Origin of the sequence: Streptomyces sp. NPDC088794 (assembly GCF_044750545.1) — a bacterium.
Classification (GTDB): domain Bacteria; phylum Actinomycetota; class Actinomycetes; order Streptomycetales; family Streptomycetaceae; genus Streptomyces.
This window is the reverse complement of sequence record NZ_JBIVKB010000002.1, coordinates 296,058-321,132: the sequence shown is the minus strand read 5'-3', so window position 1 is coordinate 321,132 and position 25,075 is coordinate 296,058. Positions and strand designations below refer to the sequence as shown.

Here is a 25,075-nt window from a genome sequence, read left to right as displayed (position 1 = left end):
ATGGCAAGGGCGGGTCGGCCGGGTCAGCCGTTGTACGGCTCGGCCTTGAGGATGGTCACCGAGGCCATCTTGCCGTTGGGCAGCTCGTACTGCGCGACCTCGCCCACCTTGTGGCCGATCACGCCGGAGCCCAGCGGGGACTGCGGCGAGTAGGTCTCGACGTCCGAGCTCGCGTACTCGCGCGAGGCGAGCAGGAACGTCGTGGTGTCGTCCTCGTCACCGTCGAAGGCGATCGTCACGACCATGCCGGGCGCGACCGCGCCGTCCGCGGACGCCGGGGCCTCGCCGACCTTGGCCTTCTCCAGAAGCTGGGTCAGCTGGCGGATGCGGAGCTCCTGCTTGCCCTGCTCCTCCTTGGCCGCGTGGTACCCGCCGTTCTCGCGCAGGTCGCCCTCCTCGCGAGCGGCCGCGATCTTCACGGTGATCTCGGCGCGCGCGGGACCAGACAGGTACTCCAGCTCGTCCTTGAGCTTGGTGTACGCCTCCTGCGTGAGCCAGGTGACGTCTTCGCTGGTCTGGGTCACAGGTGCTCCTCGTAGGTACTGGGAATACAAAGCATCGCCCTACCCAGAAGAATGTTCCTTCATGGAAGGGCGAAACCACGAGCCTAACAATTCAGCGGCGCAAGGGGGAGGACATAAACCATCAGAATCACGTCAACGCAGGTCAGGCGGTACGTATTCAGAGTGATGCCGGGTGGCGTCAGCTCGGGTGACAGCCCAGCAGCTCGGCCGTGGTGCCCCGTGAGGTCGTGCGGAGCGTGACGACCTTGTCGATCCGGGTGGCGTGGCCGGTGAAGCGGAAATCGGCCCGGCCCACCTCGGCGCCGTTCGCCGCCTGCGAGCGGATCGTGCAGTAACCGGTGGCGTCGGCGTCCTTGCGGACCTCCAGGTGCACCTGCACCGAGTCGGCGCCCGCGTCGAAGGCGATCACCTCGCCGCTGATCTCGCTCTCGGCGACGTAGTGGTAGGCGAAGTAGCCGATCAGGGCGAGCAGCAGGGCGCCCAGCACGGCCCCTGCGATCTTGAGCTTGTGGTCGGCGCGCTCGTCCGAGGAGCGGCCGTAGCGGCCCTCGGGCAGTCGCGTACTCGCCGTACTCATGATCGTCCTCTCGGCACCGGAATTATTCGCCCTCCGATTCGGTCACTATAGAAGCCGCCGATCGCGCCCGAAGACACCGGGGGCGCCGACTGACCAAGGATTGAGTCTTGACTGACCAGCTGCGACTGATGGCCGTGCACGCCCACCCCGACGACGAGTCGAGCAAGGGCGCGGCCACCATGGCGAAGTACGTGTCCGAGGGGGTGGACGTGCTGGTCGTGACCTGCACCGGTGGGGAGCGCGGCTCCATCCTCAATCCGAAGCTGCAGGGCGACAAGTACATCGAGGAGCACATCCACGAGGTACGCAAGAAGGAGATGGACGAGGCCCGCGAGATCCTCGGCGTCAAGCAGGAGTGGCTCGGGTTCATCGACTCCGGCCTGCCCGAGGGCGACCCGCTGCCGCCGCTGCCCGAGGGCTGCTTCGCCCTGGAGGACGTCGACAAGGCGGCCGGGGAGCTGGTGCGGAAGATCCGCGCGTTCCGTCCGCAGGTGATCACCACGTACGACGAGAACGGCGGGTACCCGCACCCCGACCACATCATGACCCACAAGATCTCGATGGTGGCGTTCGAGGGCGCGGCGGACACCGAGACGTACCCGGAGTCGGAGTTCGGTCCGGCGTATCAGCCGCGGAAGCTGTACTACAACCAGGGCTTCAACCGTCCGCGCACCGAGGCGCTGCACAACGCGCTGCTGGCGCGCGGCCTGGAGTCGCCGTACGAGGACTGGCTCAAGCGCTGGAGCGAGTTCGAGCGGACGGAGCGCACGCTGACCACGCACGTTCCCTGCGCCGACTTCTTCGAGATCCGGGACAAGGCGCTGCTCGCGCACGCCACTCAGATCGACCCCGACGGCGGTTGGTTCCGGGTGCCGCTGGAGCTTCAGCGGGAGGTCTGGCCGACGGAGGAGTACGAGCTGGCGAAGTCGCTCGTGGACACCTCCCTCCCCGAGGACGACCTCTTCGCGGGCATCCGCGACAATGCCTGACATGAGCGCAAGCGTGAGCCTGGCAATGACACACCTCGTCCCCCTCGCCGAGGTGGACGAGAACAAGGTCACCCCCGGTGTCCTCGGCTTCGTCGTCTTCGCGGTGATGGCCCTGGCGGTGTGGGCCCTGATGAAGTCGATGAGCAAGCACATGGGCAAGGTCGACTTCAAGGAGACGTCAGCGTCCGCCTCCGGCGAGGAGGCGGACCCGACCACGGCCGAGGCCTCGCCGGCCGGGAAGACGTCGGACAAGGCGTAGCCGCCGCGGAGCGACGGCCCTGCCGGGCGGACGGCGGTGCGGGACAGGGGCGGGACCGGTGAAATCCCTGGCGCCCCGACTGTCCCTGCCTCGCCCACGACGGCGACGGCGGCACCGGGTTGGGCGGACCGGGCGAGCAGGGGCAGGCCCGCCGTCGCCCGGCACCATCCGTGGTGCCCCGCCGTCGCCCGGAACCGCCGGTTGCGCCCCGCAGTTGACCGCGGGGCATCACCCGCGCCGCCGTCCGGCGCCCGCCCGCCCCGGTCAGCCCCTGACTGCCGTCACCTCTCCTGCCCCCGGGCGGCTGTCGCCTCTCCGCCTCCGGCAGCCGTCACCTCTCCTGCCCCCGGGCGGCTGTCGCCTCTCCGCCTCCGGCAGCCGTCGCGTCTCCGCTCCGGGCGGCTGTCACCTCTCCGCCCCGGCGGTCGCCACGTCGGCGCTCCGGGCAGCCGTCGCATCTCCGCCCCGGGCGGCTCTCACCTTTCCGCCCCGGCGGTCGCCACGTCGGCGCTCCGGGCGGCCGTCACCTCGGCGCCCCGGGCGGCCGTCGCGTCTCCGCTCCGGGCGTCTGTCACCTCTCCGCCCGGCGGTCGCCATGTCGGCGCTCCTGGCGGCTGTCGCCTCGCCACCTCCGGCAGCCGTCGCGTCTCCGCTCCGGGCGTCTGTCACCTCTCCGCCCGGCGGCCGTCACGTCGGCGCTCCGGGCGGCCGTCACCTCGACGCCCCGGGCGGCCGTCACGTCGCCGCCCCAGCAGCCGTCACTTCTCTGCCCCGGGCGACTGTCACCTCTCCGCCTCCGGTAGCCATCGCGTCTCCGCCCCGGGCGGCTCTCACCTTTCTGCCCCGGCGGTCGCCACGTCGGTGCTCCGGGCGGCTGTCACCTCGGCGCCCCGGGCGGCCGTCACCTCTCCGCCCCGGGCGACTGTCACCGCGCCACCTCGGGTGACCGTCACGTCGTCGCCGTCACCGCCACGCCCATGGCCTCCCGTGCGTGCCGGCTCGGTACCATCCCCAACCGCCAGGCCTGCCAGCCCGTTTCCAGGCTGATGCCTCGCTCCAGGAGGAGTTGGTACGTGTCGACGTAGTCGTCCAGCTTTTCGTCGCGCAGGGGGTGGCCGGTGCGGGAGAGCTGGGCCAGGTCCTCCTGGGCGACCGCCGTGCCGACGTCGACGCCGCCGGGGGCCGCGTACGGGAGCAGGGTGCAGCGCAGGAAGCGGGCCCAGTCCTCGCCGCGGCGGTCGCCGTACGAGGTGAACAGGGCGATCGCCTCGTCGCACAGGGCCAGGGCCTGCTGGGTGCGGTTGTTGCCGGCGTCCACGACGACCAGTTCCAGGCAGGTCCAGGCCTCGCCGTGGGTGACGCCGATGCGCTGGAAGTCGGCGCGGGCGTCGACCAGGAGCTGCCGGGCGAAGCCGGAGTTGCGCAACGAACCGGTCTGGGCGGCCCGTTGGTCGCGGGTGACGCGGGCCGAGTGGTGGCGGGCGCAGGCCAGGCCGTAGACGTCACGCATCCGGGAGAACATCGTGCGCGAGCGCTCCAGTTCACGCACCGCCCGGTCCAGGTCGCCGGTCTCCTCCAGGGCCTGGCCCAGGTAGTAGACGGTCCAGGCCTCGCCGCGCGCGTCCTCGTTGTCGCGGTGCCGGGCGGCCGCCTGGCGCAGGCCCTCCACCGCGGGCGACGGGTCGCCGTCGACCAGCCGGGCCCGGGCCAGCTGGGTCAGCGCCCAGGCCTCGCCGCGGGCGTCGCGGGTGCGGCCGTACCGGTCCAGGGCCGCGTGCAGTTCGGTCTCCGCGCGCGGTACGTCGCCCATGCGCAGGGCGAGTTGGCCGAGCTGGAAGTGGGCCCAGGCCTCGCCGTGCACGGACTCGCCGGCGCGGTGCAGGACCAGGGACTCGGTCAGCAGCCGTACCGCCTCGGCGACCTGGCCGCGGTCGCGTTCCACCGCCGCCAGCGCGTGCATCGTCCAGGCCCGGTCCGTGGCCAGTTCGGGAGGTGCCTGGAGGGCGAGTGCCTCACGGAGTCTGGCGGCGGCCTCGGTGAGGTTGCCCTGGTGGTGCAGGGTGATGCCGAGCGAGCACAGGGCGCGGGCCGCGCCCGCGTCGTGGTGGGCCTCCCGGTAGAGGTCGACGACGGAGGCGAGGGTGGTGCGGGCCTTGTCCAGCTCGCCGAGCTGACGGGCCGCGATGCCCGTGCGCCACTGCACCGAGCGCACCAGCAGGCCCTGGTCCACGGCCTGCGCCAGGTCGCTGATCTCGCCCAGGCGGTAGAGGTCGCCGCGCAGCAGGCAGTAGTCGCACAGGGCGCCGAGCAGGTTCAGCACCGCCCCCTGGTCCACGCCCTCCGCGTGCCGCAGCGTCGAGGTGATGAAGCTCGACTCGTCGTCCAGCCAGCGCAGCGCCTCGTCCAGGGACGTGAAGCCGTGCGGGCTGAAGCGGTCCGAGCGGGTCGACATGTTGCCGTCGACCAGACGCAGCACCGAGTCCGCGAGTTCCGCGTAGCTCACGATCAACCGTTCCTGCGCGGCCGTACGCTCCGCCTGCTCCTCCTCGTCCAGGAGGCGGGCGTGGGCGAAGGCGCGGACGAGGTCGTGCAGGCGGTAGCGGTCGCCGCGCACATGGTCGATCAGGCCGGCGCGGGAGAGCGCGGTCAAGTGACGTTTCGCCTCCGCCTGGTCCGTCGCCAGGAGCGAGGCCGCGGCGGCGGCGCCGAGCGAGGCGCGGCCGGCCAGCGCGAGGCGGCGCAGCAGCCGGCGGGCGGGCTCGGACTGGTCGGTGTAGCGCAGCCACAGCACCCGCTCGACCGGTTCGACGGGGCCGTACGCCCCGAGATCCGTGGCGAGTTGGCGCGGTGAGCGCGGTCCGAGCGATGAGCCCGCGACGCTCAGCGCCAGCGGCAGCCCGCCGCACAACTCCCTGATCAGGTCGGCCGATTCGGCGTCGTAGGGACCCGAACTGTCCTGCGCCGCCGACTCCAGCAGCTCCTCCGCGCCGGCCGGGTCCAGTGCCTGGACCGGCAGTTGGTGCACGCGGGCCGGCAGGTCGGCGGGCAGCTCCATGGGGTGCTCGGTGGTGACCAGGACCAGACTGTCGGAGCGTTCGGGGACGAGGGTGCGGACCTGCTCCAGGTCCGAGGCGTCGTCCAGGACGATCGTCACCGCGGTGCCGGTCAGGTGCTGGTGGTACAGCTCGCTCAGCCGCTTGACCTGCTGGTCGGGGGAGGAGCGCTCGCGGAACAGCAGCTGTTCGCGCGGTGCGCCGAGCCGGTTCAGCAGGTGCAGCAGGGCGTCCCGGGTGGGCAGCGGCTGCTCCTGGCCGCCGCCGCGCAGGTCGACGACGCAGGCGCCGCGGAAGTAGTCCTTGAGGTCGTGGGTGGCGCGCACCGCGAGCGTTGTACGTCCGCTGCCGGGCGTCCCGTGCAGCACCACCACCGTCGGCAGGGTCTCGGTGCTCGCGCGCGAGGCCTGCACCCACTGCCGGATCCGCCCCATCTCCGTCCGGCGGCCTGCGAACACGCCTGAGGGATCGGGGAGTTGGGCGAAGGACTGGGCGAGCACACTGCGCCCGCGGGCCGCCGCGCTCTTGTCGGTGCCGCGCAGTTGCGGCCCTGGCTTCTTCTTCGGACCGGTGGACGCGGCGAGCACACGCTGCTGGTCGAGGAACGGGCGGATGCCGCGCACCTCCAGCGCGGTCAGCCACTGCAGCCGCAGCTGTTCGGGCCCGCCGGGCTGGCTCTCGGCGCCGGCGCGGTGGTGCGCGGCCGGCAGATGGGAACCGGCGACCTTCACCACGGTCGCGGCGGCGCCCACCACGCCGACGGTCACGCCCGCGCCCAGCGCGGTCCCCGTGCCCGTACCGAGCGCCAGGTCGGCGACGGCCGCCGCGACCGCGGCAACGGCCGCCACCAGCAAGGGAGTTCCGGCGCCTTCACGCGCGTACCGCTGGCCGAAGGTGAGCCTGCCGGCCGCCGCCTCCTCCAGCGCGCGGGTGTAGGCCCCGTACTCCTCGGCGGCGGTCTCCGCCATCGCGTCGAGCGCGCCACGCGAGCGCGACAGCAGCACGCTGCCGTCGGTACGGCCGCCGGAGCGCCGTACCTCTTCCTCGACGGCCCGGGCCAACAGCCGTTCGGCGTCGGCCCGATGGCTGTCCCGCATGTCAAGTCCCCCTCCGACGGCAACGGCTTTCTTGGTCAAGTGTGCTGCGGACGGGGCCCGGGGGCGAGAGGGCGGGCGGTCCGCGAATCGCCGTGGAGGGTTTGTGAATTCGTTCTGTGTACCCGCTGAGTGGTTATCGTGATCGCCGACATCGCACGGACGACACGCACGACACGGAAGACGGGGAGCACATGAGCGCGGACAACGGGGCGTCGCCGAACCCACCGGCGGGTCCACCGCCGAGCCCGTACCTGGGTCCACCGAACCCGTACCCGGTCCCGCCGCAGGGACCACCGCCCTCGCACCCGCCGCGCTGGGCGTGGTGGGTGGTCGGGATCGTCATCCCGGTCGTGGGCATCCTCATCACGATCATGGTGGGCCGGCCGAACTCGTCGGACGACGACGGCGACCGGAACGTGCAGTCGGGGCCCTCCGCCTCCGTGCGGTCCAGTGGTGCCGGTGCGGGACAGGGCGGCGGCAAGACGCAGAGCAGCCCGCCGCCGGCGGCCGACGCGGAGAAGTGGCAGAAGCTCTACGGGCCCGCCAAGGTGACGGCCGAGCAGAGCATCGCGGGGACGTACGTCGAGCTGGACTCCCCGAAAAACCCCCTCGTGCTGAACGTGGGAGCCAAAGGCGCGGACCTCATCTTCGGGTCGGCGAACGGCGACCCGTCGATCAACCTCCCCGCCAGCGCGGACAACCTGGCTCCGTTGCCCGACACCGGTGCCGCCCCGACGGCCGAGGCATGTCTGGAGAGCGTGGACCGCAACGGCAGCTACACCGTGTCACCCGTGAAGCGGGGCGAACGGTACTGTCTGCTGACCGGCGAGGGCCGCATCGCCTACCTGAAGGTCGTCACCATGCCGGACGGCGGCGTCGGCGGCGGAATCCTCGACGTGACCGTCTGGCAGACGCCTGGCGCGTGACCCGGGGGGTCCTGCGGCAGGATGGACTCCATGCCGAACCGACTGGCCCATGAGACGTCGCCGTACCTCCTCCAGCACGCGGACAACCCGGTCGACTGGTGGCCGTGGTCGGCCGAGGCCTTCGAGGAGGCCCGCAAGGCGGGCAAACCCGTTCTGCTGAGCGTCGGTTACTCGAGCTGTCACTGGTGTCACGTCATGGCGCACGAGTCGTTCGAGGACCGGGCGACCGCCGAGTACCTCAACGAGCACTTCGTCAGCGTCAAGGTCGACCGCGAGGAACGCCCCGACGTCGACGCCGTCTACATGGAAGCCGTCCAGGCCGCCACCGGCCAGGGCGGCTGGCCCATGACCGTCTTCCTCACCCCCGAAGGCGAACCCTTCTACTTCGGTACGTACTTCCCGCCCACGCCCCGCCAGGGCTCGCCGTCCTTCCGGCAGGTCCTGGAGGGCGTCCGGGCCGCCTGGACCGACCGGCGGGACGAGGTCGCCGAGGTGGCCGGGAAGATCGTGCGGGACCTCGCCGGACGGGAGATCTCCTACGGGGACTCGCAGGCACCGGGCGAGGAGGAGCTGGCCGGTGCGCTGCTCGGGCTCACCCGTGAGTACGACGCGCAGCGCGGCGGATTCGGCGGGGCGCCCAAGTTCCCGCCGTCCATGGTCGTCGAGTTCCTGCTCAGGCATCACGCGCGCACCGGCGCCGAGGGCGCGCTCCAGATGGCCCAGGACACCTGCGAGCGGATGGCCCGGGGCGGGATCTACGACCAGCTCGGCGGCGGGTTCGCGCGGTACTCCGTCGACCGCGACTGGGTGGTGCCGCACTTCGAGAAGATGCTGTACGACAACGCCCTGCTGTGCCGCGTCTACGCGCACCTGTGGCGCTCCACCGGCTCCGAGCTGGCCCGCCGGGTCGCCCTGGAGACCGCCGACTTCATGGTCCGTGAACTGCGCACGAACGAGGGCGGGTTCGCCTCCGCGCTGGACGCCGACAGCGACGACGGGAGCGGGCGGCACGTCGAGGGCGCGTACTACGCGTGGACGCCACGGCAGTTGACGGCCGTCCTCGGCGCCGAGGACGCCGAACTCGCCGCGCAGTACTTCGGCGTCACCGACGAGGGCACCTTCGAGCACGGCTCCTCGGTGCTTCAACTGCCGCAGCAGGAGGGCGTGTTCGAGGCCGGGAAGGTCGAGTCGGTCAAGCGGCGGCTGCTGGACGCCCGGGCCGAGCGGCCCGCCCCCGGCCGGGACGACAAGGTCGTCGCCGCCTGGAACGGCCTCGCGATCGCCGCGCTGGCCGAGACCGGCGCCTACTTCGACCGCCCCGACCTGGTCGAGGCCGCGGTCGGCGCCGCCGATCTCCTGGTCCGCCTGCACCTGGACGAGCAGGCCCGGCTCGCCCGGACCAGCAAGGACGGCCAGGTCGGCGCCAACGCGGGCGTGCTCGAGGACTACGCCGACGTCGCCGAGGGCTTCCTCGCGCTCGCGTCCGTCACGGGCGAGGGCGTGTGGCTGGAGTTCGCCGGCTTCCTGCTCGACCACGTACTGGCCCGCTTCGCCGACCCCGAAAGCGGCGCGCTCTACGACACCGCCGTGGACGCCGAGCGGTTGATCCGCCGGCCGCAGGACCCCACCGACAACGCCACGCCCTCCGGCTGGACCGCCGCCGCGGGCGCCCTGCTCAGCTACGCCGCCCAGACGGGCGCCCAGCCGCACCGCGCCGCCGCCGAGAAGGCGCTCGGCGTGGTGAAGGCGCTCGGCCCGCGGGTGCCCCGGTTCATCGGCTGGGGCCTCGCCGTCGCCGAGGCGCTCCTCGACGGGCCGCGGGAGGTCGCGATCGTCGGTCCCGCGCTGGACGACGAGGCGACAAGGGCCTTGCACCGCACGGCACTTCTGGGTGCCGCGCCGGGTGCCGTGGTCGCTCTCGGGGTGCCGGAGAGTGACGAGTTCCCGCTGCTGGCGGACCGACCGCTGGTGGACGGGGCACCGACCGCGTACGTCTGCCGTAACTTCACCTGTGACGCGCCGACCACCGATGGTGACCGCCTGCGAGCCGCACTGAACAGCTAAAACGACAGAAACAGAACGAGTGCGCACGGACCCTGTGTGGGGATTGTTCACAGGGCGGGCCCGTTGTGACGAAACGCGCTCTTCATCGAAAGATCGTGCGCACTTCACAGATCCCCCCTAATGTCTGCACAGTGACGCGGCGGGTGTGACTCACCGTCGCGACAGGGGGTTTTGGGATCTGGGGGGATCTGTTGCTCACGTCCATTTTTGTCGCTGTCGTTTCGCTTGCCCTGTTCTGGATGGCGGCCTTCACTCTGTGGTGGCAGATGCATGCCTGGCGTACGCCGGAAGTGCTCGCCTCCACCCGCTTCAGCAGACCTGACGGCGACGAACACGTCAGCTTCTCGCTGCTGGTCCCGGCACGGCACGAACAGGCCGTCCTGGACCACACCATCCAGCGGCTGCTGGAGTCCACACACACCGACTTCGAGATCATCGTCATCGTGGGGCACGACGACCCCGAGACCACGGAGGTGGCCGCATCGGCCGCCGAACGCGACCCGCGCGTCCGTGTCGTCGTCGACACCCACGAGAAGAAGAACAAACCCAAGGCCATGAACACGGCGCTGCCGCACTGCCGCGGCGATGTCGTGGGGGTCTTCGACGCCGAGGACCAGGTCCATCCGGAGCTGCTCGCGCACGTCGACCACGCTTTCCGCACCACCGGCGCGGACGTCGTCCAGGGCGGTGTCCAGCTCATCAACTTCCACTCCAGCTGGTACAGCCTGCGCAACTGCCTGGAGTACTTCTTCTGGTTCCGCTCCCGACTGCACCTGCACGCGCAGAAAGGGTTCATCCCGCTCGGCGGGAACACCGTCTTCGTCCGCACCGACGTGCTGCGCGAGGCCGACGGCTGGGACCCCAACTGCCTCGCCGAGGACTGCGACCTGGGCGTACGCCTGTCCAGCGTCGGCAAGAAGGTCGTCGTCGCCTACGACTCCGACATGGTGACCAAGGAGGAGACCCCGGGCTCGCTGATGTCGCTGCTCAAGCAGCGCACCCGCTGGAACCAGGGCTTCCTCCAGGTCTACCGGAAGAAGGACTGGAAGCAGCTGCCGGGCTTCGGGCAGCGGCTGCTCGCCCGGTACACGCTGATGACGCCGTTCCTACAGGCGATCTCCGGCGTGATCATCCCGCTCAACGCGGCCGTCGCGCTCTTCCTCGACGTGCCCGTCGGGATCGCCTTCCTCACCTTCCTGCCGCTGGTCACCGCCGCCGTCACCTTCGTCTTCGAGGTCGTCGGACTGCACGACTTCGGCAAGCAGTACGGACTGCGCGTCCGTGCCGTCCACTACCTCAAGCTGATCGTGGGCGGTCCCTTCTACCAGGTCCTCCTCGCCGGGGCCGCCATCCGCGCCGTCTGGCGCGAGCAACGCGGCCGCAACGACTGGGAGTTGACCAGCCATGTCGGCGCACATCTGAACCACGCCGAAGCGAACCGTGACCTCCGAGAGGATGTCCCTGCGTGACCTCCACCCTTCCCGCGGTGACCACGACCGAGGTCCCCGCGCAGCGGCAGCCTGCGCCTGAAACCGGTTCGCCCCGTCGAACACCCCTTCCGGCCCGGCTGCGTTCCTCCCGACCGGACCTCCTCCTGTGCGGCGCGCTCCTCGTGGCGATCCTCGTCGTGCAGGGCTGGAACATCGCCGACTACCCGACGCTCAGCGACGACGAGGGCACCTACCTCGCCCAGGCCTGGGCGGTCCAGCAGGGCAAGGGCCTGGCCCACTACACCTACTGGTACGACCATCCCCCGCTCGGCTGGATCCAGTTGGCGCTGCTGACCTGGATCCCCTCGCTGCTCAGCCCCGAGTCGATGACCGTCGGCAGCATGCGCGTGGTGATGCTGCTGGTCAGCGCGGTCAGCGCGGTCCTGGTCTACGTCCTGGCCCGCCGGCTCTCGCTGCCCCGCTGGGCCGCCGGGCTCGCCATGGTCCTGTTCGGTCTCTCGCCGCTCTCGGTGGTCCTGCAACGGGAGATCTTCCTCGACAACATCGCGGTGATGTGGACGCTGCTGGCGTTCACCCTCGCCGCCTCCCCGAGCCGTCATCTGTGGCACCACTTCGGGGCGGGCCTCGCGGCGGCGACCGCGGTGCTCACCAAGGAGACGATGCTCGTCATCCTGCCCGCGGTGTTCCTCACGATGTGGCGCCACAGCCACCGCGACACCCGCAAGTTCGCCCTCACCGGCGCCATCACCGCCTGTGTCCTGATCGGCTTCGCCTACCCCCTGTTCGCCCTGCTCAAGGGCGAGCTGATACCCGGCGGCGGACACGTCTCCCTGTGGGACGGCGTCAAGTACCAGATGACCAGGCCGGGTTCGGGCTTCATCCTGGACAGCGCGTCCGGCTCGCACGGCGTGCTCCGGTCCTGGCTCTACTACGACCGGATCCTGCCGCTGGGTGGCCTCGCCGGCGCGCTCCTGCTGCTGGCCACCTGGCGCTGGTCGGTCACCGCCCGCTCACTGGCGGGACCCGCCCTGACGGTCGCCATCCTCGCCCTGCTGGCCCTGCGCCCCAACGGCTACCTGCCCGCGATGTACGTCATCCAGGCGCTGCCCTTCCTCGCCCTGGTCCTCGCCGGCGGCACCGCCTCCGTCGCCCACGCCGTGCTGCGCAGAGGGCGGGCAGAGGGGGAGAAACGGTACGTCACCGGCGGCCGGTACGCCCTCGCGGCCGTCCTCGCGGTCGCCGCGGGCGCCTATGTCGTCCCGCGCTGGTACGACGGCGCCCACACCGCCGTCACCACCGACGCCAACGCCCCCTACCGGGCCGCCTCCAAGTGGCTGGCCTCCGAGGTCGAGAACCCCAAGGGCACCCGTGTCCTGGTCGACGACGCGCTCTGGCTGGACCTGGTGCACGAGGGGTACCAGCCAGGGCTCGGCGTCATCTGGTTCTACAAGGCCGACCTCGACCCGGCCGTGACCAGGACGATGCCGCACGGCTGGAAGGACATCGACTACGTCGTCGCCTCCCCGACCGTGCGGCGCGACGCGGTGGACCTGCCCAACGTCAAGGCCGCCATCGAACACTCCACCCCGGTCGCCACGTTCGGCACCGGGGACGACCGCATCGAGATCCGCCAGATCCAGACGGCCTCCGGAGGTGCCCGATGACCCACGAATACACCGCCCCCGGTGAACTCAACGATCCCGCCGTACGCGCGGCCGAGGTGGCCGAGCCCGGCGCGGTCACCATCGTCGTGCCGACGTACAACGAGTCCGCGAACGTCCGTCAGCTCCTGCACCAGATCACCGAGTCGGTGCCCGCCCGGCTGCCGTGCGAGGTCGTCTTCGTGGACGACTCCAGCGACGACACCCCCGAGGTCATCCGCGAGGCCGCCAAGGACTGCCCCTTCCCGGTGACCGTCCTGCACCGCGAGGAGCCGGTCGGCGGCCTGGGCGGCGCGGTCGTCGAGGGCATCAGGGCGGCCGGCTCCGACTGGATCGTCGTCATGGACGGCGACTGCCAGCACCCGCCGTCCCTGGTACCGGAGTTGGTCGCCACCGGCGAGCGCTCCAACGCCGGGCTCGTGGTCGCCTCCCGGTACATCAAGGGCGGCAGCCGGGCCGGCCTGGCCGGCAGCTACCGGGTGGCCGTCAGCCGCGCGGCCACCTGGCTGACCAAGTCCCTCTTCCCGCGCCGGCTGCGCGGGATCAGCGACCCGATGTCCGGGTTCTTCGCGATCCGCCGCAGCGACATCACCGCGGACGCCCTCAAGCCGCTCGGCTACAAGATCCTGCTGGAGCTGGCGGTCCGCAGCCGGCCGCGCCAGGTCACCGAGGTGCCGTTCGTCTTCCAGGACCGGTTCGCGGGGGAGTCCAAGTCCAGTGCGCAGGAGGGCTTCCGCTTCCTGCGCCACCTGATCGGGCTGCGCACCGCCTCGCCGGTCGCCCGCATGATCGGCTTCGGGCTGATCGGCGCGACCGGCTTCGTACCGAACCTGCTCGGCCTGTGGGCGCTGACCAAGGTCGGCATGCACTACGTACCGGCGGAGATCCTCGCCAACCAGCTCGGCGTGGCCTGGAACTTCGTACTCATCGAGCATCTGCTCTTCCGTGACCGTCGTGGGCACCGCCGTTGGTGGGACCGTGTCGGCCGGTTCGGGCTGCTCGCCAACGCCGACCTGGTGCTGCGGATCCCGCTGATCGCGCTGTTCGTGCACCGGTTCGGGATGGGCGCGCTCGGCGCCACCGCGCTGGCGCTGGTGACGACGTTCGTCCTGCGCTTCGTGGGGACCGAGGCGCTGGTCTATCTGCCGCGCAGGGGGCGCGGGGGGAGTACCGCAGCAAGGAGAGCCGTGTGAACAGAGCGAGTCTCACCAAGAATCTCAACAGGCACCGAAGAAGGACGGCACTGGTCGGGGTGGGGGCCCTGACCGCCGGTCTGCTGCTCACCTCGCCGCAGTCCGCCGAGGCCGCCAACCTCGTCAAGAACCCGGGCTTCGAGACGGCCGGCACCGGCGACATGCCGTACTGCTGGGAGAAGTCCGGCTGGGGCGACAACGACTTCACCTTCGAGACCACGAGCGACGCGCACAGCGGGTCCAAGGCGATGAAGGTGTCGCTGACGCGTCGGGTCGAGGGCGACCGCAAGGCGCTGATCACCGAGACGACGGACTGCGCGCCGGTGGTGAGCGCGGGCAAGCAGTACGACCTCGGGCTCTGGTACAAGTCGACGACACCGGACGCCAACGTCACCCTCTTCCGGCACGACACCACCGCCGGCTGGCAGTACTGGACCGACCTCAAGACCCTGGAGATGCAGGGGAGTTGGACGCAGGCCACGGTCCGTACGCCCGAGGTCCCGGCCGGTACCGACCGGATCACCTGGGGGGTCTCGGTCTACGGCACCGGCTCGGCGACCACCGACGACTACACGATGGAGCAGGTCCCGGACGTCACCCCGCCGGCCACCTGCACGGGCACCGCCGACCAGTGCGCCAACGGGCGCTGGGACGTGCTGCCCACGCAGAACCCGGTGCGCTCGATGCACTCCGTCGTCCTCAACAACGGCAAGGTGCTGCTGATCGCGGGCTCCGGCAACAGCGAGGAGCAGTTCAACGCGGGCACCTTCACCAGCGCCGTCTACAACCCGGCGGACGGCTCCTACAAGGTCATCCCGACGCCGAAGGACATGTTCTGCTCCGGCCACATCCAGTTGCAGGACGGCCGGGTGCTGGTGATGAGCGGCAACCAGGCGTTCCCGGCGGCGGACGGTTCGCACGGCTACGAGGGCTACAAGGACTCGTACATCTTCGATCCGGTCACCGAGACCTACAGCAAGACCAACGACCTCAACGACGGTCACTGGTACCCGTCGGCGACGGAACTCGGCAACGGTGACGTCATCTCCTTCGGCGGGCTGCGCGAGGACTCGACCGGCTCGGTGACCGCCGAGTACTGGTCGGACGCCGAGCAGAAGTGGCTGGCGCTGTGGCAGGTCAACCAGACCTGGTCGTACTGGGGTCTGTACCCGTCGATGATCCTGATGCAGGACGGGCGGCTCTTCTACTCGGGCAGCCATGTCTTCGGCAACAACATCCCGGGCACGGGCTCGGCGATCTACGACTACAACGCGAACACGGTCACGCAGGTCCCGGGGTTGCAGAACAAGGACCAGCGGGACCAGTCGGCGAGCGTGCTGCTGCCGCCGGCGCAGGACCAGAAGGTCCTCACCATCGGCGGCGGCAACATCGACTCCAACCCGGACGGCAACCGGCTGACCGACGTCATCGACCTCAAGGCCGCCAGCCCGTCCTACGTCGCCGGACCGCCGCTGCCGCAGGGCACGGTCGACCTCGGCAACGGCCCGGTGCCCGAGACCGGCAACCAGGGCAAGATGTACGTCTCCGCCGTACTGCTGCCCGACGGCAAGGTGCTGGAGACCGGCGGCGCGCTGCACAACCGGGCCAACCCCGTCTTCGAGTCGTCGATCTACGACCCCGGCACCAACACCTTCGACCCGGTGGCCGCCGACCCGCAGGCCCGCGGCTACCACTCGTCGTCGTTCCTGCTGCCGGACGGCCGGGTGATGTCGACCGGTGACAACCCGGGCAACGGCACCTGGAACCACAACGTGTCGATCTACACGCCGCCGTATCTGCTCAAGGGCACGCGCCCGACGATCACTTCGGTGATCGACACCGAGTGGACCTACGGCGACACCCAGCGGATCACGGTCGACCGGCCCATCGCCAAGGCCGAGTTGATCCGTCCGGCCGCGGTCACGCACTCCTCCGACCCCAACCAGCGGTTCGTGGATCTGCCGCTGTCGGTGGACGGCAACAACGTCGACCTGAACGTGACGAACAACCCCAATGTGGCGCCGCCGGGTTGGTACATGCTCTTCGCGGTGGACGCCAACGGTGTGCCGTCGGTCGCCAAGTGGGTGCATCTGCAGGGTCCTTCGGCCCTGAGCGCCGCCTCCGAGGACACGGCCTCGGCGCACGTGCACTCCTTCGCGGACTCCCTGGAGGGCAAGGTCGCGAAGCCCGGCAAGAAGCGCACCTCGCAGAAGGTCCCCGTGACCATCTCGGGCTGCGACCGGCACTACGGCTCGATCAACGTGTGCGTGCCGACGGCCTTCCCGAAGACCGTGAAGAAGACCGCGGAGGCGCGGTGCAGTTGGCTCAAGAAGAACGACTACGGCCGGCTCAAGGTCAACGGCAAGGACGACCCGCTGGGCCTGGACCGCAACAAGGACGGCCTCGCGTGCGGGAAGGGTGATGTGAAGACCGTGCTGACCAAGCGCTGACGGTTGGTACGGACCGGTACGGACCGGAGCACGGGCTCACTCGGTGAGTCCGTGCTCCAGCACGTTCAGGGTGCGGTCCACCAGGTCCTTGAACTCGTCCTGGTGGCCGTTCTCCGCCCAGTACAGGGACGTCTCCATCAGGCCGCCGATGATGGCCATGGCGTAGACCCGTACCTCCAGGCTGCCCGGGTCCCGGCCGGTGCGCTCGCCGATGGCCTGGCAGAGCATGTTGCCGGTGACGGACATGCTCTCCATCATCCGCGAGCGCACCGCCGGGACCTGGACCATGAGGTGGGTCCGCAGGCGGGCCACCTCGGGGTCCTCCTTGATGCCGAGGCGGATGGCCTTCTGCATGACGTACCGCAGGGTGGTCATCCAGGGCTCGTCGGCGGGCCGCTCCCGCAGTTCCTCCATGATGATCGGGTCGAACTCGTCCGTGAGGACGATGTCCTCCTTGGTGGGGAAGTAGCGGAAGACGGTCGACGGCGACACCTCGGCGCGCTCGGCGATCTGCTCGATCGTCGTCGCGTCGTACCCCTGCTCCTCGACCAGTGCGTACGTCGCGGTGCGGATCGCCTCGCGGGTCTTGATCTTCTTCCGCTCGCGCAGGCCCAGCTGGGGGCGGTCGGCGGGGCTGAAGGGGGAGGGTGCGGCGGTCATGCCGCTCATTGTCCGGCATCCGCCGACGCGGTGGCCATGTCCGGGGTCCCGTCCCCCTCCTTCCCGGTGCGCGTGACCGGGGTGTTCGGCAGGAAGGCCGCGGCCAGCAGGGCGGTGACGAGGGCCGCGGCGCCGCACACCAGCAGGACCAGGCCCATGCCGTGGACGTACGCGCTGTTCGCGGAGGCCACGAGGTCGGCCGAGCCCGCCTGCCGGCCGATGATGTGGGCCGCGACCACGGAGTCCCCGGCGGTGTCGGCGGCCTTCGCGGACAGCCCGGTGGTGTCGAGGCGGTCGCGGAAGGTGCTCGCCAGCAGGCTGCCGAGCAGGGCGATGCCGATGGCGGCACCGACCTGGCGCGTCGTCATGAGGAGACCGGCGCCGCTGCCGGCCCGGTCGCGGGGCAGCGCGCCGAGGGCGCCGTCCATCGCCGGGACGACCGAGAAGCCGAAGCCGAAGCCGGTGATCGACAGCCACAGCGCGGTGAAGCCGTAGCCCGAGTCCACGCTCGTACGGCTGCCCAGGAACGCGGCGAAGGCGAGGACCACCAGGCCCGCGGTGACCACCGCGCGGGAGCCGAACCGGGCGACGACCGGCTGCGCGGCGCGGGCCGCGACGATCAGGCCGCCCATCATGGGCAGCAGCCGGACGCCGGTGCCCAGGGCGTCGTTGCCGAGCACCGCCTGGAGGTACTGCGGCAGCACGAACAGCAGGCCGGACAGGACGAACATCACGAGGGTCGCGGCCATGGTGTTGAAGAGGAAGCCGCGGTGGGCGAGCAGTTCCATGTCGAGCATGGGGCGTTCCATGCGCCGTTCGCGCAGCACCAGGGCGGCGATCAGGATCGCGGATCCGATGAGCATGCCCACGATCAGCGGGTCGCCCCAGCCGCGGCTGGGCGCCTCGATGATGGCGTAGATGAGGGCGCCGAGGCCGGCCGCCGTGAACGCGGTGGAGAGGGCGTCGACCCGGGGCGAGGCGGGGTCGCGGGTCTCGGGGAGCAGGAAGACGCAGGCGGCGATGCCGATCGCGGCCATCGGGATGTTGACCAGGAAGACCGAGCCCCACCAGAAGTGGTTGAGCAGCCAGCCGCCGATGATCGGGCCGAGCGGCAGTCCGAGCGAGGAGGCGGCGGAGATGATGCCGACGGCCTTGGTCCGCTCGTCCGGGCCGAAGAGCGAGGGCAGCACGGACAGGGCGAGCGGGGTGATCAGTGCCGCGCCGATGCCCATGACCGTGCGGGCCGCGATGACCCAGTTCACGTCGTTGGCCAGGACGCCGACCACGGAGCCGGCGAGGAAGATGCCGAGCCCCACGATCAGCATGCGGCGCCGTCCGAAGCGGTCGCCGAGCAGTCCGGCGGGGAGCATCAGCGCGGCGAAGACGATGACGTAGGAGTCCGCCATCCACTGCTGCTGGCCGGTGGTGGCGCCGAGGTCGCCCGCCATCGTCGGCAGGGCGACGTTCAGGATCGTCGTGTCGAAGCCGAGGGTGAGCATGCTCGCGACCAGGGCGCCGAGGGCCCACCAGCGGCGCGGGTCGCGCCGCGCGCCCATGTTCTGAGTGACAGTAGCCACGAAATGAGAGTAGCTCTCAAAAGATGGTTGATGTCAACAGGGAGTTGCTGTCAGGAAGCTGCGAAGCAGGTCGTGGCATACGGAAAATGGCCACGGCTGAGGAGCCGTGGCCATGAAGGGGAGTGCGTCAGGAGCTATCCGTGCTGGTACGCCACCAGGGAGATGCCGACGTAGTGCGTGAGGAAGGCCGCCACGGTGAGCGAGTGGAAGACCTCGTGGAAGCCGAACCAGCGCGGGGACGGGTTCGGGCGCTTGATGCCGTAGATCACTCCGCCCGCGCTGTAGAGGAGGCCGCCGACGATCACCAGGACGAGGACCGCGATGCCGCCGGTGCGCATGAAGTCGGGCAGGAAGAAGACGGCCGCCCAGCCCATCGCGATATAGCAGGGGGTGTAGAGCCAGCGCGGGGCGCCGACCCAGAAGACGCGGAAGATGATGCCGGCCGTCGCCGCGGCCCAGATGCCCCACAGCAGCACCTGCCCCTTGGCGCCAGGCAGGAGCAGCATCGTCAGCGGGGTGTAGGTGCCGGCGATGATCAGGAAGATATTGGCGTGATCGAGCCTGCGCAGGATGCCGTCCATGCGGGGGCTCCAGGTGCCCCGGTGGTACAGCGCGCTCACGCCGAACAGCAGGCAGGCCGTCAGCGCGAAGATCCCGCACGCGATCCGGCCTCTTGAGGAGTCGGCGAGAGCGGTCAGTACCAGGCCCGAGACGAGTACGGCCGGGAACATGCCGAGGTGCAACCAGCCGCGCAGCTTGGGCTTCACGTGGTCGGGCAGGGAGAGCGCCTCGGCGACGCGGCCGGCGGCCGTCGTGTCCGTGTGCGCGTCGGGGACGGACGCAGTCATGCCCGGCATCGTACCTACGGACCCGTAAGTTACGTGTCAGTAGGAGCTGAGGAACAGCCAAGAGTGGCCATCGTCTCACGGGAGTTGGTGGTCTGTACCGCCGCGCAAAAGAACCGTCAGGTGAACCCAACGTGCACGTAAAGACACGCTCGGAAACACGGCGATGCGTGGCGATCCTCACTCCGCTCATCCGTGAGGCCCTCTGGACATATGGGCACTCGCGTCGGATGATCAAATGAGTGCGGTCGGCACCGGATGAGCGCTGAAGATCAGCCGTGCAGCATCCGGGCCGCAGCCCCCACGGGGCCTCCAACAAAAAATCCCTCATTTAGGAGCAATCGTGGCGCGCGACATCGCGGCTCCCCCCGTCATCCCCACAAAGCACCCAGAACTGATCTCGTGGGTGAACGAGATCGCCGAACTGACCCAGCCGGACAGCGTGGTCTGGTGTGACGGATCCGAAGCCGAGTACGAGCGACTGTGCGAAGAGCTCGTCGAAAAGGGCACCTTCAAGAAGCTCGACCCGATCAAGCGCCCCAACTCCTACTACGCCGCCTCCGACCCGACCGATGTCGCGCGGGTCGAGGACCGGACGTTCATCTGCTCCGAGAAGGAAGAGGACGCGGGCCCGACCAACCACTGGAAGGCACCCGCCGAGATGCGGCGGATCTTCTCGGGGGAGAAGGGCGAGGGGGGCGTTTTCCGTGGCTCCATGAAGGGCCGGACGATGTACGTCGTCCCCTTCTGCATGGGCCCCCTCGGCTCCGACCTCTCCGCGATCGGCGTCGAGATCACCGACTCCGCCTACGTCGCCGTCTCCATGCGCACCATGACCCGCATGGGACAGCCCGTCCTGGACGAACTCGGCGAGGACGGCTTCTTCGTGCGTGCTGTGCACACGCTCGGAGCGCCGCTGGCCGAGGGCGAGGCCGACGTGCCGTGGCCGTGCAACTCCACCAAGTACATCTCGCACTTCCCCGAGAGCCGCGAGATCTGGTCCTACGGCTCCGGCTACGGCGGCAACGCGCTGCTGGGCAAGAAGTGCTACGCCCTGCGCATCGCCTCCGTCATGGCGCGCGACGAGGGCTGGCTCGCCGAGCACATGCTGATCCTCAAACTCACGCCCCCGCAGGGCGAGTCGAAGTACGTCGCCGCCGCCTTCCCGAGCGCCTGCGGCAAGACCAACCTCGCCATGCTGGAGCCCACCATCTCCGGCTGGACCGTCGAGACCATCGGTGACGACATCGCCTGGATGCGGTTCGGCGAGGACGGCCGGCTCTACGCGATCAACCCCGAGGCCGGCTTCTTCGGCGTCGCGCCCGGCACCGGTGAGCACACCAACGCCAACGCGATGAAGACGCTGTGGGGCAACTCGGTCTTCACCAACGTGGCGTTGACCGACGACAACGACATCTGGTGGGAGGGCATGACGGAGGAGACCCCGGCCCACCTCACCGACTGGAAGGGCAACTCCTGGACACCGGAGTCCGGGACGCCCGCCGCCCACCCCAACGCCCGCTTCACCACCCCCGCCGCGCAGTGCCCGATCATCGCGCCCGAGTGGGAGAACCCCAAGGGCGTGCCGATCTCGGCGATCCTCTTCGGCGGCCGGCGCGCCACCGCCGTACCGCTGGTCACCGAGTCCTTCGACTGGAACCACGGCGTCTTCCTCGGCGCCAACGTGGCCTCCGAGAAGACCGCGGCCGCCGAGGGCAAGGTCGGCGAGCTGCGCCGCGACCCCTTCGCCATGCTGCCGTTCTGCGGCTACAACATGGGCGACTACATGGGCCACTGGGTCGATGTGGCGAAGGGCCGCGACCAGGCGAAGCTGCCGAAGATCTACTACGTCAACTGGTTCCGCAAGAACGACCAGGGCAAGTTCGTGTGGCCCGGCTTCGGCGAGAACAGCCGGGTCCTGAAGTGGATCGTGGACCGCCTCGACGGCCGCGCCGAGGGCGTCGAGACCCCGATCGGCGTGCTGCCGGCCAAGGGCGCCCTCGACACCAAGGGCCTCGAACTGGCCGAGTCCGACCTGGACTTCCTGCTCACGGTCGACAAGGAGATCTGGCGCGAGGAGGCCTCACTCGTGCCGGACCACCTCAACACCTTCGGCGACCACACGCCGAAGGAACTGTGGGACGAGTACCACGCGCTGGTGCAGCGCCTGGGCTGAGTCCCGCACCCGAAAGACTCCGCGGCCGGCAACGGTGCCCTGACCAGCGATCGTCACGGCCGGCCGCGGTGCCGACCGGCGAGGTCCCGCACAACGGCGTGCGGGACCGTGGGCCCGTCGTCACCGATCCCGTCCGCCCCGACGGGAACGGCGGCGGCGGGCCTTCGCCTTGTCGCGAAACCGACGGCTTCCACTTCTCGTAATTTCTCGCGTCTTCTCGCGTCTTCTCGCATCACCTCTGTGCGCACCCGGATTTCGCGGGACACTCGGGACATCCTGCAACGAACCCCGAAATGAGGTGAGCGGGGTGCGCACACCGGTCAGCGATCCCCTGAAGGTGGGGCCCTACCGGATCGTCGGGCGGCTCGGGTCCGGCGGCATGGGATGGGTGTATCTCGGCCGTTCGCCGGCCGGGCGTGAGGTGGCGGTGAAGGTGGTGCGCCAGGAACTGGCCGCCGAGCCCGAGTTCCGGGAACGCTTCGCCCGCGAGGTCGCCGCCGCCCGGGTGGTCAGCGGCGCGTACACGGCGGCCGTGATCGACGCCGACACGGAGGCCGAACTGCCCTGGCTGGCCACGATGTACGTGGCGGGCCCCTCGCTCACCGAGGCCGTCCGCACCGACGGTCCGCTGCCCGAGGCACAGGTCCGCAAGCTCGGCGCCTTCCTGGTCGAGGCCTTGCAGGCCGTGCACGCGGCCGGAGTCGTGCACCGCGACCTCAAGCCGTCCAACGTGCTGCTGGCGGCCGACGGCCCCCGCGTCATCGACTTCGGCATCTCCCGCGTCGACGGCGCCCCCGGCCTCACCCAGGCCGGACTCATCGTCGGCACCCCGCCGTTCATGTCCCCCGAGCAGATGAAGGGCGCGCGGGTCGGCCCGCCGAGCGACGTCTTCTCCCTCGGCGGAGTCCTGGTGTACGCGCTCACCGGCCGCCCGCCGCACGGCACCGGCGAGTCCGTGCGCTACCAGGTCGTCTGCGGCGAACCCGAACTCGACGCCGTACCGCCGAACATACGTCCGCTGATCGCCCGGTGCCTCGCCAAGAAACCCGAGGACCGGCCCGCGCTCGACGTGCTGCTGACCGAACTGCTGGAAGAGACCGGGCAGTCGCCGTCCTGGCCCCCGCCCAAGGTGAGACGGACGATCGAGCTGCGGGTCAGCGAGCTGGCGGCCCGCCGTTCCTCCGGTACGAGCGTGTCCGTGCCGTCCTGTCTGCTGCTGCACGCCCAGGCGCTGCTGGACGCCGGCCTGACCGACGCGATGGTCACCCGGGCGGTGCACCGTGGCTCCCTCTGAGTCCTTTCCCGCCCCGGTCCTCGAAATCGGCACGCACTGGCGCCAGTTGGTGCAGCAGTGGGGCGCCGGGCGGAACTACCACGCCCTGACGGACACCGACTCCGTGTCCCTGCGCTTCGATCTGGAGGAGACGGGCCGCACGCTCACGGTCCGCTTCATGACCACCAAACGGCTGCTCGTCGCCTTCGTCACCGACGGCCAGTACCTGCGCCACGATCAACTCGCCCTCGCCGCCGCCGCGTCGAACGCCTGGAACACGGAACAGCTCAATCCGATGCTCTCCGTCTGGGACGTCCGCGGGCCGCGGCCGTGTCTCGCCGGGGTGTGCGATCTCCCGCTGATCTGCCGGGTCACCCAGCCGGATTTCGATGCTCTGGCCAGTGATTGGGTGGAACGGGCGCGGCAGATGTTCATCCGCTGCCACCAGGTGTTCCAGTTGTAGAAGTGACAGGTGTGAGGGGGCACAGCCCCTTTCGGACGCGGGCCTGTTGGCTCCACTATGGGCGGGGGTCTTTTCGGGCCACGGGGGTGCCCATGGGGCGATCGTTGCGTTTCACCATCTTTCTGGGAATTCTCCTCGTCCTGACGTCGGTCGCTCCGAGCGCCGGGGCGGACGAGGAGTGCGGTGGGGACTTCTCGGCCAGGCTGAAGTGCTGGTCGAGTGAACTCGACGACGGGAGCGTCACCGTCACCCTGGACCGGGCGCTGCTTCTCGACGGCTCCAAGACCCAACGGGCCGACCTCATCGAGGACATCGAGGGGAAGAGCGACAAGCTGAACGTCCAGGTGCCGGCCGACGTCTCCACCGGCGAGGGCGGCACGGTCCTGCTCCTGCTGGCGGAACAACGCGGCCGGCTCGTCGACCAGAGTGCGAAGATCGACCGGTTGGCGCAGGGCACGCGCAAGGAACTGGACAGTCTCTGCGGGTCGACGCGCAAGGACCTGTGCGCGCTGGTCGGCCCCGGCAAGTCCCAGGTGTCCGGCGACAAGTTGATCACCGAGGACGAGGTCACCGAGCAGCACGCCTACGTCGTGGGCCGCATCGGCGACCAGGGCGACGGCCGTACCCGATGGCTTCTCCCCGCCGTCGCCACCGTCCTCGTCCTCCTCCTCGGCGCCTTCCTCCTCCTCGTCCGCCGCACCCGAACTCCCGCCCCCGCCACGGCCGGTCAGACCTCTCGATCCGCCGACGCCGACGAACCCACCCGTGCCCTGCGCGCCGGCCCCGCCCGCCCCGCCCGCTCCGGCGGCCGGCACCGGGCCCGCGACCGCGGCGGGCCCACCCGGTCCGCCGTCGTCCGTACCGATCTGCACCCGCAGGGATACGTCGAACTCGACCGCGTCCTGTACCGGGCGGTGTGGGCGGAGCCCGGACAGGCGCCGCCCGCGCCCGGCTCGCCCGTCGACGTCACCGACGCCCAGTCCGCGCTCACCGACGCGGACGTCCTGCACGCCTTCCCGCCCGCCGCGGGGCGACCCGCCCGCTGACGTACCGGTTCCACCAGGAGAGGCCCATGTCCAGCGAATACCCGCCCACCCTGCCGGCGGAGTACGCCGACATCGAGTTCGAGAACAACGCCCAGCGGCTGCCGCTGGTGCTGTGCCTCGACACGTCCAGCTCGATGGCGGGCCCGCCGATCCAGACGCTCAACGACGCCCTCGTGGAGTGGACCCGCGAGCTCCACGACGACGTGGCGCTCAGCTACTCCGTCGAGGTCGCGCTGGTCACCTTCGGAGGACAGGGCGTCGCCGCCTGGCGCGGCCCGCAGCCGCTGCCGCCGGGGACGCCGGTGAGCCCGTTCGTGCCCGCCCACACGTTTAGGCCGCCCCGACTGGCCGCCGCCGGCGTGACGTTGATGACCGAGGCGCTGGAACTGTCGATGCACGTGGTCGCGGCCCGCAAGGCCGAACTGCGCGCCTCCGGGCTCCAGTACTACCGCCCGCAGATCTGCCTGGTCACCGACGGACTGCCCACCGACGGCACCGGCCGCCGCACCGACTCCTGGCAGCGCCTTGTCCCCGTCCTCGCCGAGGAGCAGCGCGCCCGCCGCTTCCGGCTCTACGCGATCGGCGTCGGCGGGATCACCGACGTCGGCGAACAGGTGCTGCGCGCCTTCGCGCCGACCTTCAACGCCCGTATCCAGGGCTTCCCGTTCCGCGAACTGCTCCAGATGATGTCGGCGAGCGCGAACGCGGAGCAGAAGGGCGCGGGCGACGAGGTCTTCGAGAAGATCTTCAGCCAGTTCAAGACCCAGCGCCCGGCCTGGGAGAGCTAGGCG

General features: G+C 70.4%; 19 protein-coding genes. 13 read left to right on the top strand and 6 right to left on the bottom strand.

Annotated elements, in window-relative coordinates; genetic code table 11:
• Positions 1 to 23: 23 nt before the first annotated feature.
• Both greA and ACIP6U_RS06020 read right to left on the bottom strand, forming a co-directional pair.
• Entirely contained in the window at positions 24 to 524 is a 501-nt protein-coding gene (gene greA, locus ACIP6U_RS06025; RefSeq protein ID WP_123998068.1) for a transcription elongation factor GreA, read from the bottom strand.
• Between the two features lie 178 nt (positions 525 to 702).
• Positions 703 to 1,101: a DUF4307 domain-containing protein gene (locus ACIP6U_RS06020; protein ID WP_401713587.1), complete on the bottom strand. Its 399-nt coding sequence runs from the start codon at positions 1,099 to 1,101 to the stop codon at positions 703 to 705.
• 128 nt (positions 1,102 to 1,229) lie between these two features.
• On the opposite strand from ACIP6U_RS06020, the gene mca reads away from it, so the two are divergent.
• Positions 1,230 to 2,090, top strand: a complete 861-nt coding sequence (gene mca, locus ACIP6U_RS06015; protein ID WP_401714402.1) for a mycothiol conjugate amidase Mca — start codon at positions 1,230 to 1,232, stop codon at positions 2,088 to 2,090.
• A complete protein-coding gene (locus ACIP6U_RS06010) occupies positions 2,083 to 2,349 on the top strand; it encodes a hypothetical protein (RefSeq protein WP_401713586.1) in 267 nt (88 codons plus the stop codon). The genes mca and ACIP6U_RS06010 overlap by 8 nt, the downstream gene beginning before the upstream one ends.
• Positions 2,350 to 3,298: 949 nt before the next feature.
• Here ACIP6U_RS06010 and ACIP6U_RS06005 read toward each other — a convergent pair.
• Positions 3,299 to 6,499, bottom strand: coding sequence for a tetratricopeptide repeat protein (locus tag ACIP6U_RS06005; RefSeq protein ID WP_401713585.1), 3,201 nt, complete (start codon positions 6,497 to 6,499; stop codon positions 3,299 to 3,301).
• Between the two features lie 191 nt (positions 6,500 to 6,690).
• Between ACIP6U_RS06005 and ACIP6U_RS06000 the strand changes: the two genes are divergently transcribed.
• The 6 genes from ACIP6U_RS06000 (at position 6,691) to ACIP6U_RS05975 (ending at position 16,244) form a co-directional block, all read left to right on the top strand.
• Positions 6,691 to 7,425, top strand: a complete 735-nt coding sequence (locus ACIP6U_RS06000) for a hypothetical protein (RefSeq protein ID WP_401713583.1) — start codon at positions 6,691 to 6,693, stop codon at positions 7,423 to 7,425.
• Between the two features lie 30 nt (positions 7,426 to 7,455).
• Positions 7,456 to 9,489, top strand: coding sequence for a thioredoxin domain-containing protein (locus ACIP6U_RS05995; RefSeq protein WP_401713581.1), 2,034 nt, complete (start codon positions 7,456 to 7,458; stop codon positions 9,487 to 9,489).
• Between the two features lie 191 nt (positions 9,490 to 9,680).
• Positions 9,681 to 10,958 carry a glycosyltransferase gene (locus ACIP6U_RS05990; protein WP_401713579.1) on the top strand — a complete coding sequence of 426 codons (1,278 nt, stop codon included), beginning with the start codon at positions 9,681 to 9,683 and terminating at the stop codon, positions 10,956 to 10,958.
• On the top strand, positions 10,955 to 12,604 hold the full coding sequence (locus ACIP6U_RS05985) for an ArnT family glycosyltransferase (protein ID WP_401713577.1): 1,650 nt from the start codon (positions 10,955 to 10,957) through the stop codon (positions 12,602 to 12,604). Before ACIP6U_RS05990 ends, ACIP6U_RS05985 begins: the two co-directional genes overlap by 4 nt.
• A complete protein-coding gene (locus tag ACIP6U_RS05980; protein WP_401713575.1) occupies positions 12,601 to 13,794 on the top strand; it encodes a glycosyltransferase in 1,194 nt (397 codons plus the stop codon). Before ACIP6U_RS05985 ends, ACIP6U_RS05980 begins: the two co-directional genes overlap by 4 nt.
• Complete coding sequence (locus ACIP6U_RS05975; RefSeq protein WP_401713573.1) at positions 13,791 to 16,244, top strand: galactose oxidase-like domain-containing protein; 2,454 nt, start codon at positions 13,791 to 13,793, stop codon at positions 16,242 to 16,244. Before ACIP6U_RS05980 ends, ACIP6U_RS05975 begins: the two co-directional genes overlap by 4 nt.
• A gap of 36 nt (positions 16,245 to 16,280) precedes the next feature.
• Here the strand turns inward: ACIP6U_RS05975 and ACIP6U_RS05970 are convergent, their stop codons facing one another.
• The 3 genes from ACIP6U_RS05970 to ACIP6U_RS05960 all read right to left on the bottom strand — a co-directional run bounded on the left by ACIP6U_RS05970 (position 16,281) and on the right by ACIP6U_RS05960 (position 19,329).
• Positions 16,281 to 16,913, bottom strand: coding sequence for a TetR/AcrR family transcriptional regulator (locus ACIP6U_RS05970; protein ID WP_401713571.1), 633 nt, complete (start codon positions 16,911 to 16,913; stop codon positions 16,281 to 16,283).
• Positions 16,910 to 18,460, bottom strand: a complete 1,551-nt coding sequence (locus ACIP6U_RS05965; RefSeq protein ID WP_401714401.1) for a DHA2 family efflux MFS transporter permease subunit — start codon at positions 18,458 to 18,460, stop codon at positions 16,910 to 16,912. Before ACIP6U_RS05965 ends, ACIP6U_RS05970 begins: the two co-directional genes overlap by 4 nt.
• Before the next feature lie 155 nt (positions 18,461 to 18,615).
• A complete protein-coding gene (locus ACIP6U_RS05960) occupies positions 18,616 to 19,329 on the bottom strand; it encodes a hemolysin III family protein (RefSeq protein ID WP_401713569.1) in 714 nt (237 codons plus the stop codon).
• Between the two features lie 340 nt (positions 19,330 to 19,669).
• Here ACIP6U_RS05960 and ACIP6U_RS05955 point away from each other — a divergent pair, with 340 nt between their 5' ends.
• From ACIP6U_RS05955 to ACIP6U_RS05935, 5 genes are all read left to right on the top strand, one after another.
• Positions 19,670 to 21,502, top strand: a complete 1,833-nt coding sequence (locus tag ACIP6U_RS05955; RefSeq protein ID WP_401713567.1) for a phosphoenolpyruvate carboxykinase (GTP) — start codon at positions 19,670 to 19,672, stop codon at positions 21,500 to 21,502.
• Positions 21,503 to 21,809: 307 nt separating this feature from the next.
• Entirely contained in the window at positions 21,810 to 22,796 is a 987-nt protein-coding gene (locus ACIP6U_RS05950) for a serine/threonine-protein kinase (RefSeq protein WP_401713565.1), read from the top strand.
• Positions 22,783 to 23,238 carry a hypothetical protein gene (locus tag ACIP6U_RS05945; protein WP_401713564.1) on the top strand — a complete coding sequence of 152 codons (456 nt, stop codon included), beginning with the start codon at positions 22,783 to 22,785 and terminating at the stop codon, positions 23,236 to 23,238. The genes ACIP6U_RS05950 and ACIP6U_RS05945 overlap by 14 nt, the downstream gene beginning before the upstream one ends.
• A gap of 92 nt (positions 23,239 to 23,330) precedes the next feature.
• Positions 23,331 to 24,284, top strand: coding sequence for a hypothetical protein (locus ACIP6U_RS05940; protein WP_401713562.1), 954 nt, complete (start codon positions 23,331 to 23,333; stop codon positions 24,282 to 24,284).
• A 26-nt stretch (positions 24,285 to 24,310) separates the two neighbouring features.
• The gene (locus ACIP6U_RS05935) at positions 24,311 to 25,072 is read left to right on the top strand and encodes a hypothetical protein (RefSeq protein ID WP_401713560.1); all 762 of its coding nucleotides are present in this window, start codon (positions 24,311 to 24,313) and stop codon (positions 25,070 to 25,072) included.
• The last annotated feature ends 3 nt before the right edge of the window (positions 25,073 to 25,075 follow it).

Coding starts and splice junctions, on each gene's coding strand:
- ACIP6U_RS06020 (WP_401713587.1), bottom strand. CDS start 1,101: ATGAGTACGGCGAGTACGCGACTGCCCGAGGGCCGCTACGGCCGCTCC.
- mca (WP_401714402.1), top strand. CDS start 1,230: ATGGCCGTGCACGCCCACCCCGACGACGAGTCGAGCAAGGGCGCGGCC.
- ACIP6U_RS06010 (WP_401713586.1), top strand. CDS start 2,083: ATGCCTGACATGAGCGCAAGCGTGAGCCTGGCAATGACACACCTCGTC.
- ACIP6U_RS06005 (WP_401713585.1), bottom strand. CDS start 6,499: ATGCGGGACAGCCATCGGGCCGACGCCGAACGGCTGTTGGCCCGGGCC.
- ACIP6U_RS06000 (WP_401713583.1), top strand. CDS start 6,691: ATGAGCGCGGACAACGGGGCGTCGCCGAACCCACCGGCGGGTCCACCG.
- ACIP6U_RS05995 (WP_401713581.1), top strand. CDS start 7,456: ATGCCGAACCGACTGGCCCATGAGACGTCGCCGTACCTCCTCCAGCAC.
- ACIP6U_RS05980 (WP_401713575.1), top strand. CDS start 12,601: ATGACCCACGAATACACCGCCCCCGGTGAACTCAACGATCCCGCCGTA.
- ACIP6U_RS05970 (WP_401713571.1), bottom strand. CDS start 16,913: ATGAGCGGCATGACCGCCGCACCCTCCCCCTTCAGCCCCGCCGACCGC.
- ACIP6U_RS05965 (WP_401714401.1), bottom strand. CDS start 18,460: ATGGGCGCGCGGCGCGACCCGCGCCGCTGGTGGGCCCTCGGCGCCCTG.
- ACIP6U_RS05960 (WP_401713569.1), bottom strand. CDS start 19,329: ATGACTGCGTCCGTCCCCGACGCGCACACGGACACGACGGCCGCCGGC.
- ACIP6U_RS05940 (WP_401713562.1), top strand. CDS start 23,331: ATGGGGCGATCGTTGCGTTTCACCATCTTTCTGGGAATTCTCCTCGTC.
- ACIP6U_RS05935 (WP_401713560.1), top strand. CDS start 24,311: ATGTCCAGCGAATACCCGCCCACCCTGCCGGCGGAGTACGCCGACATC.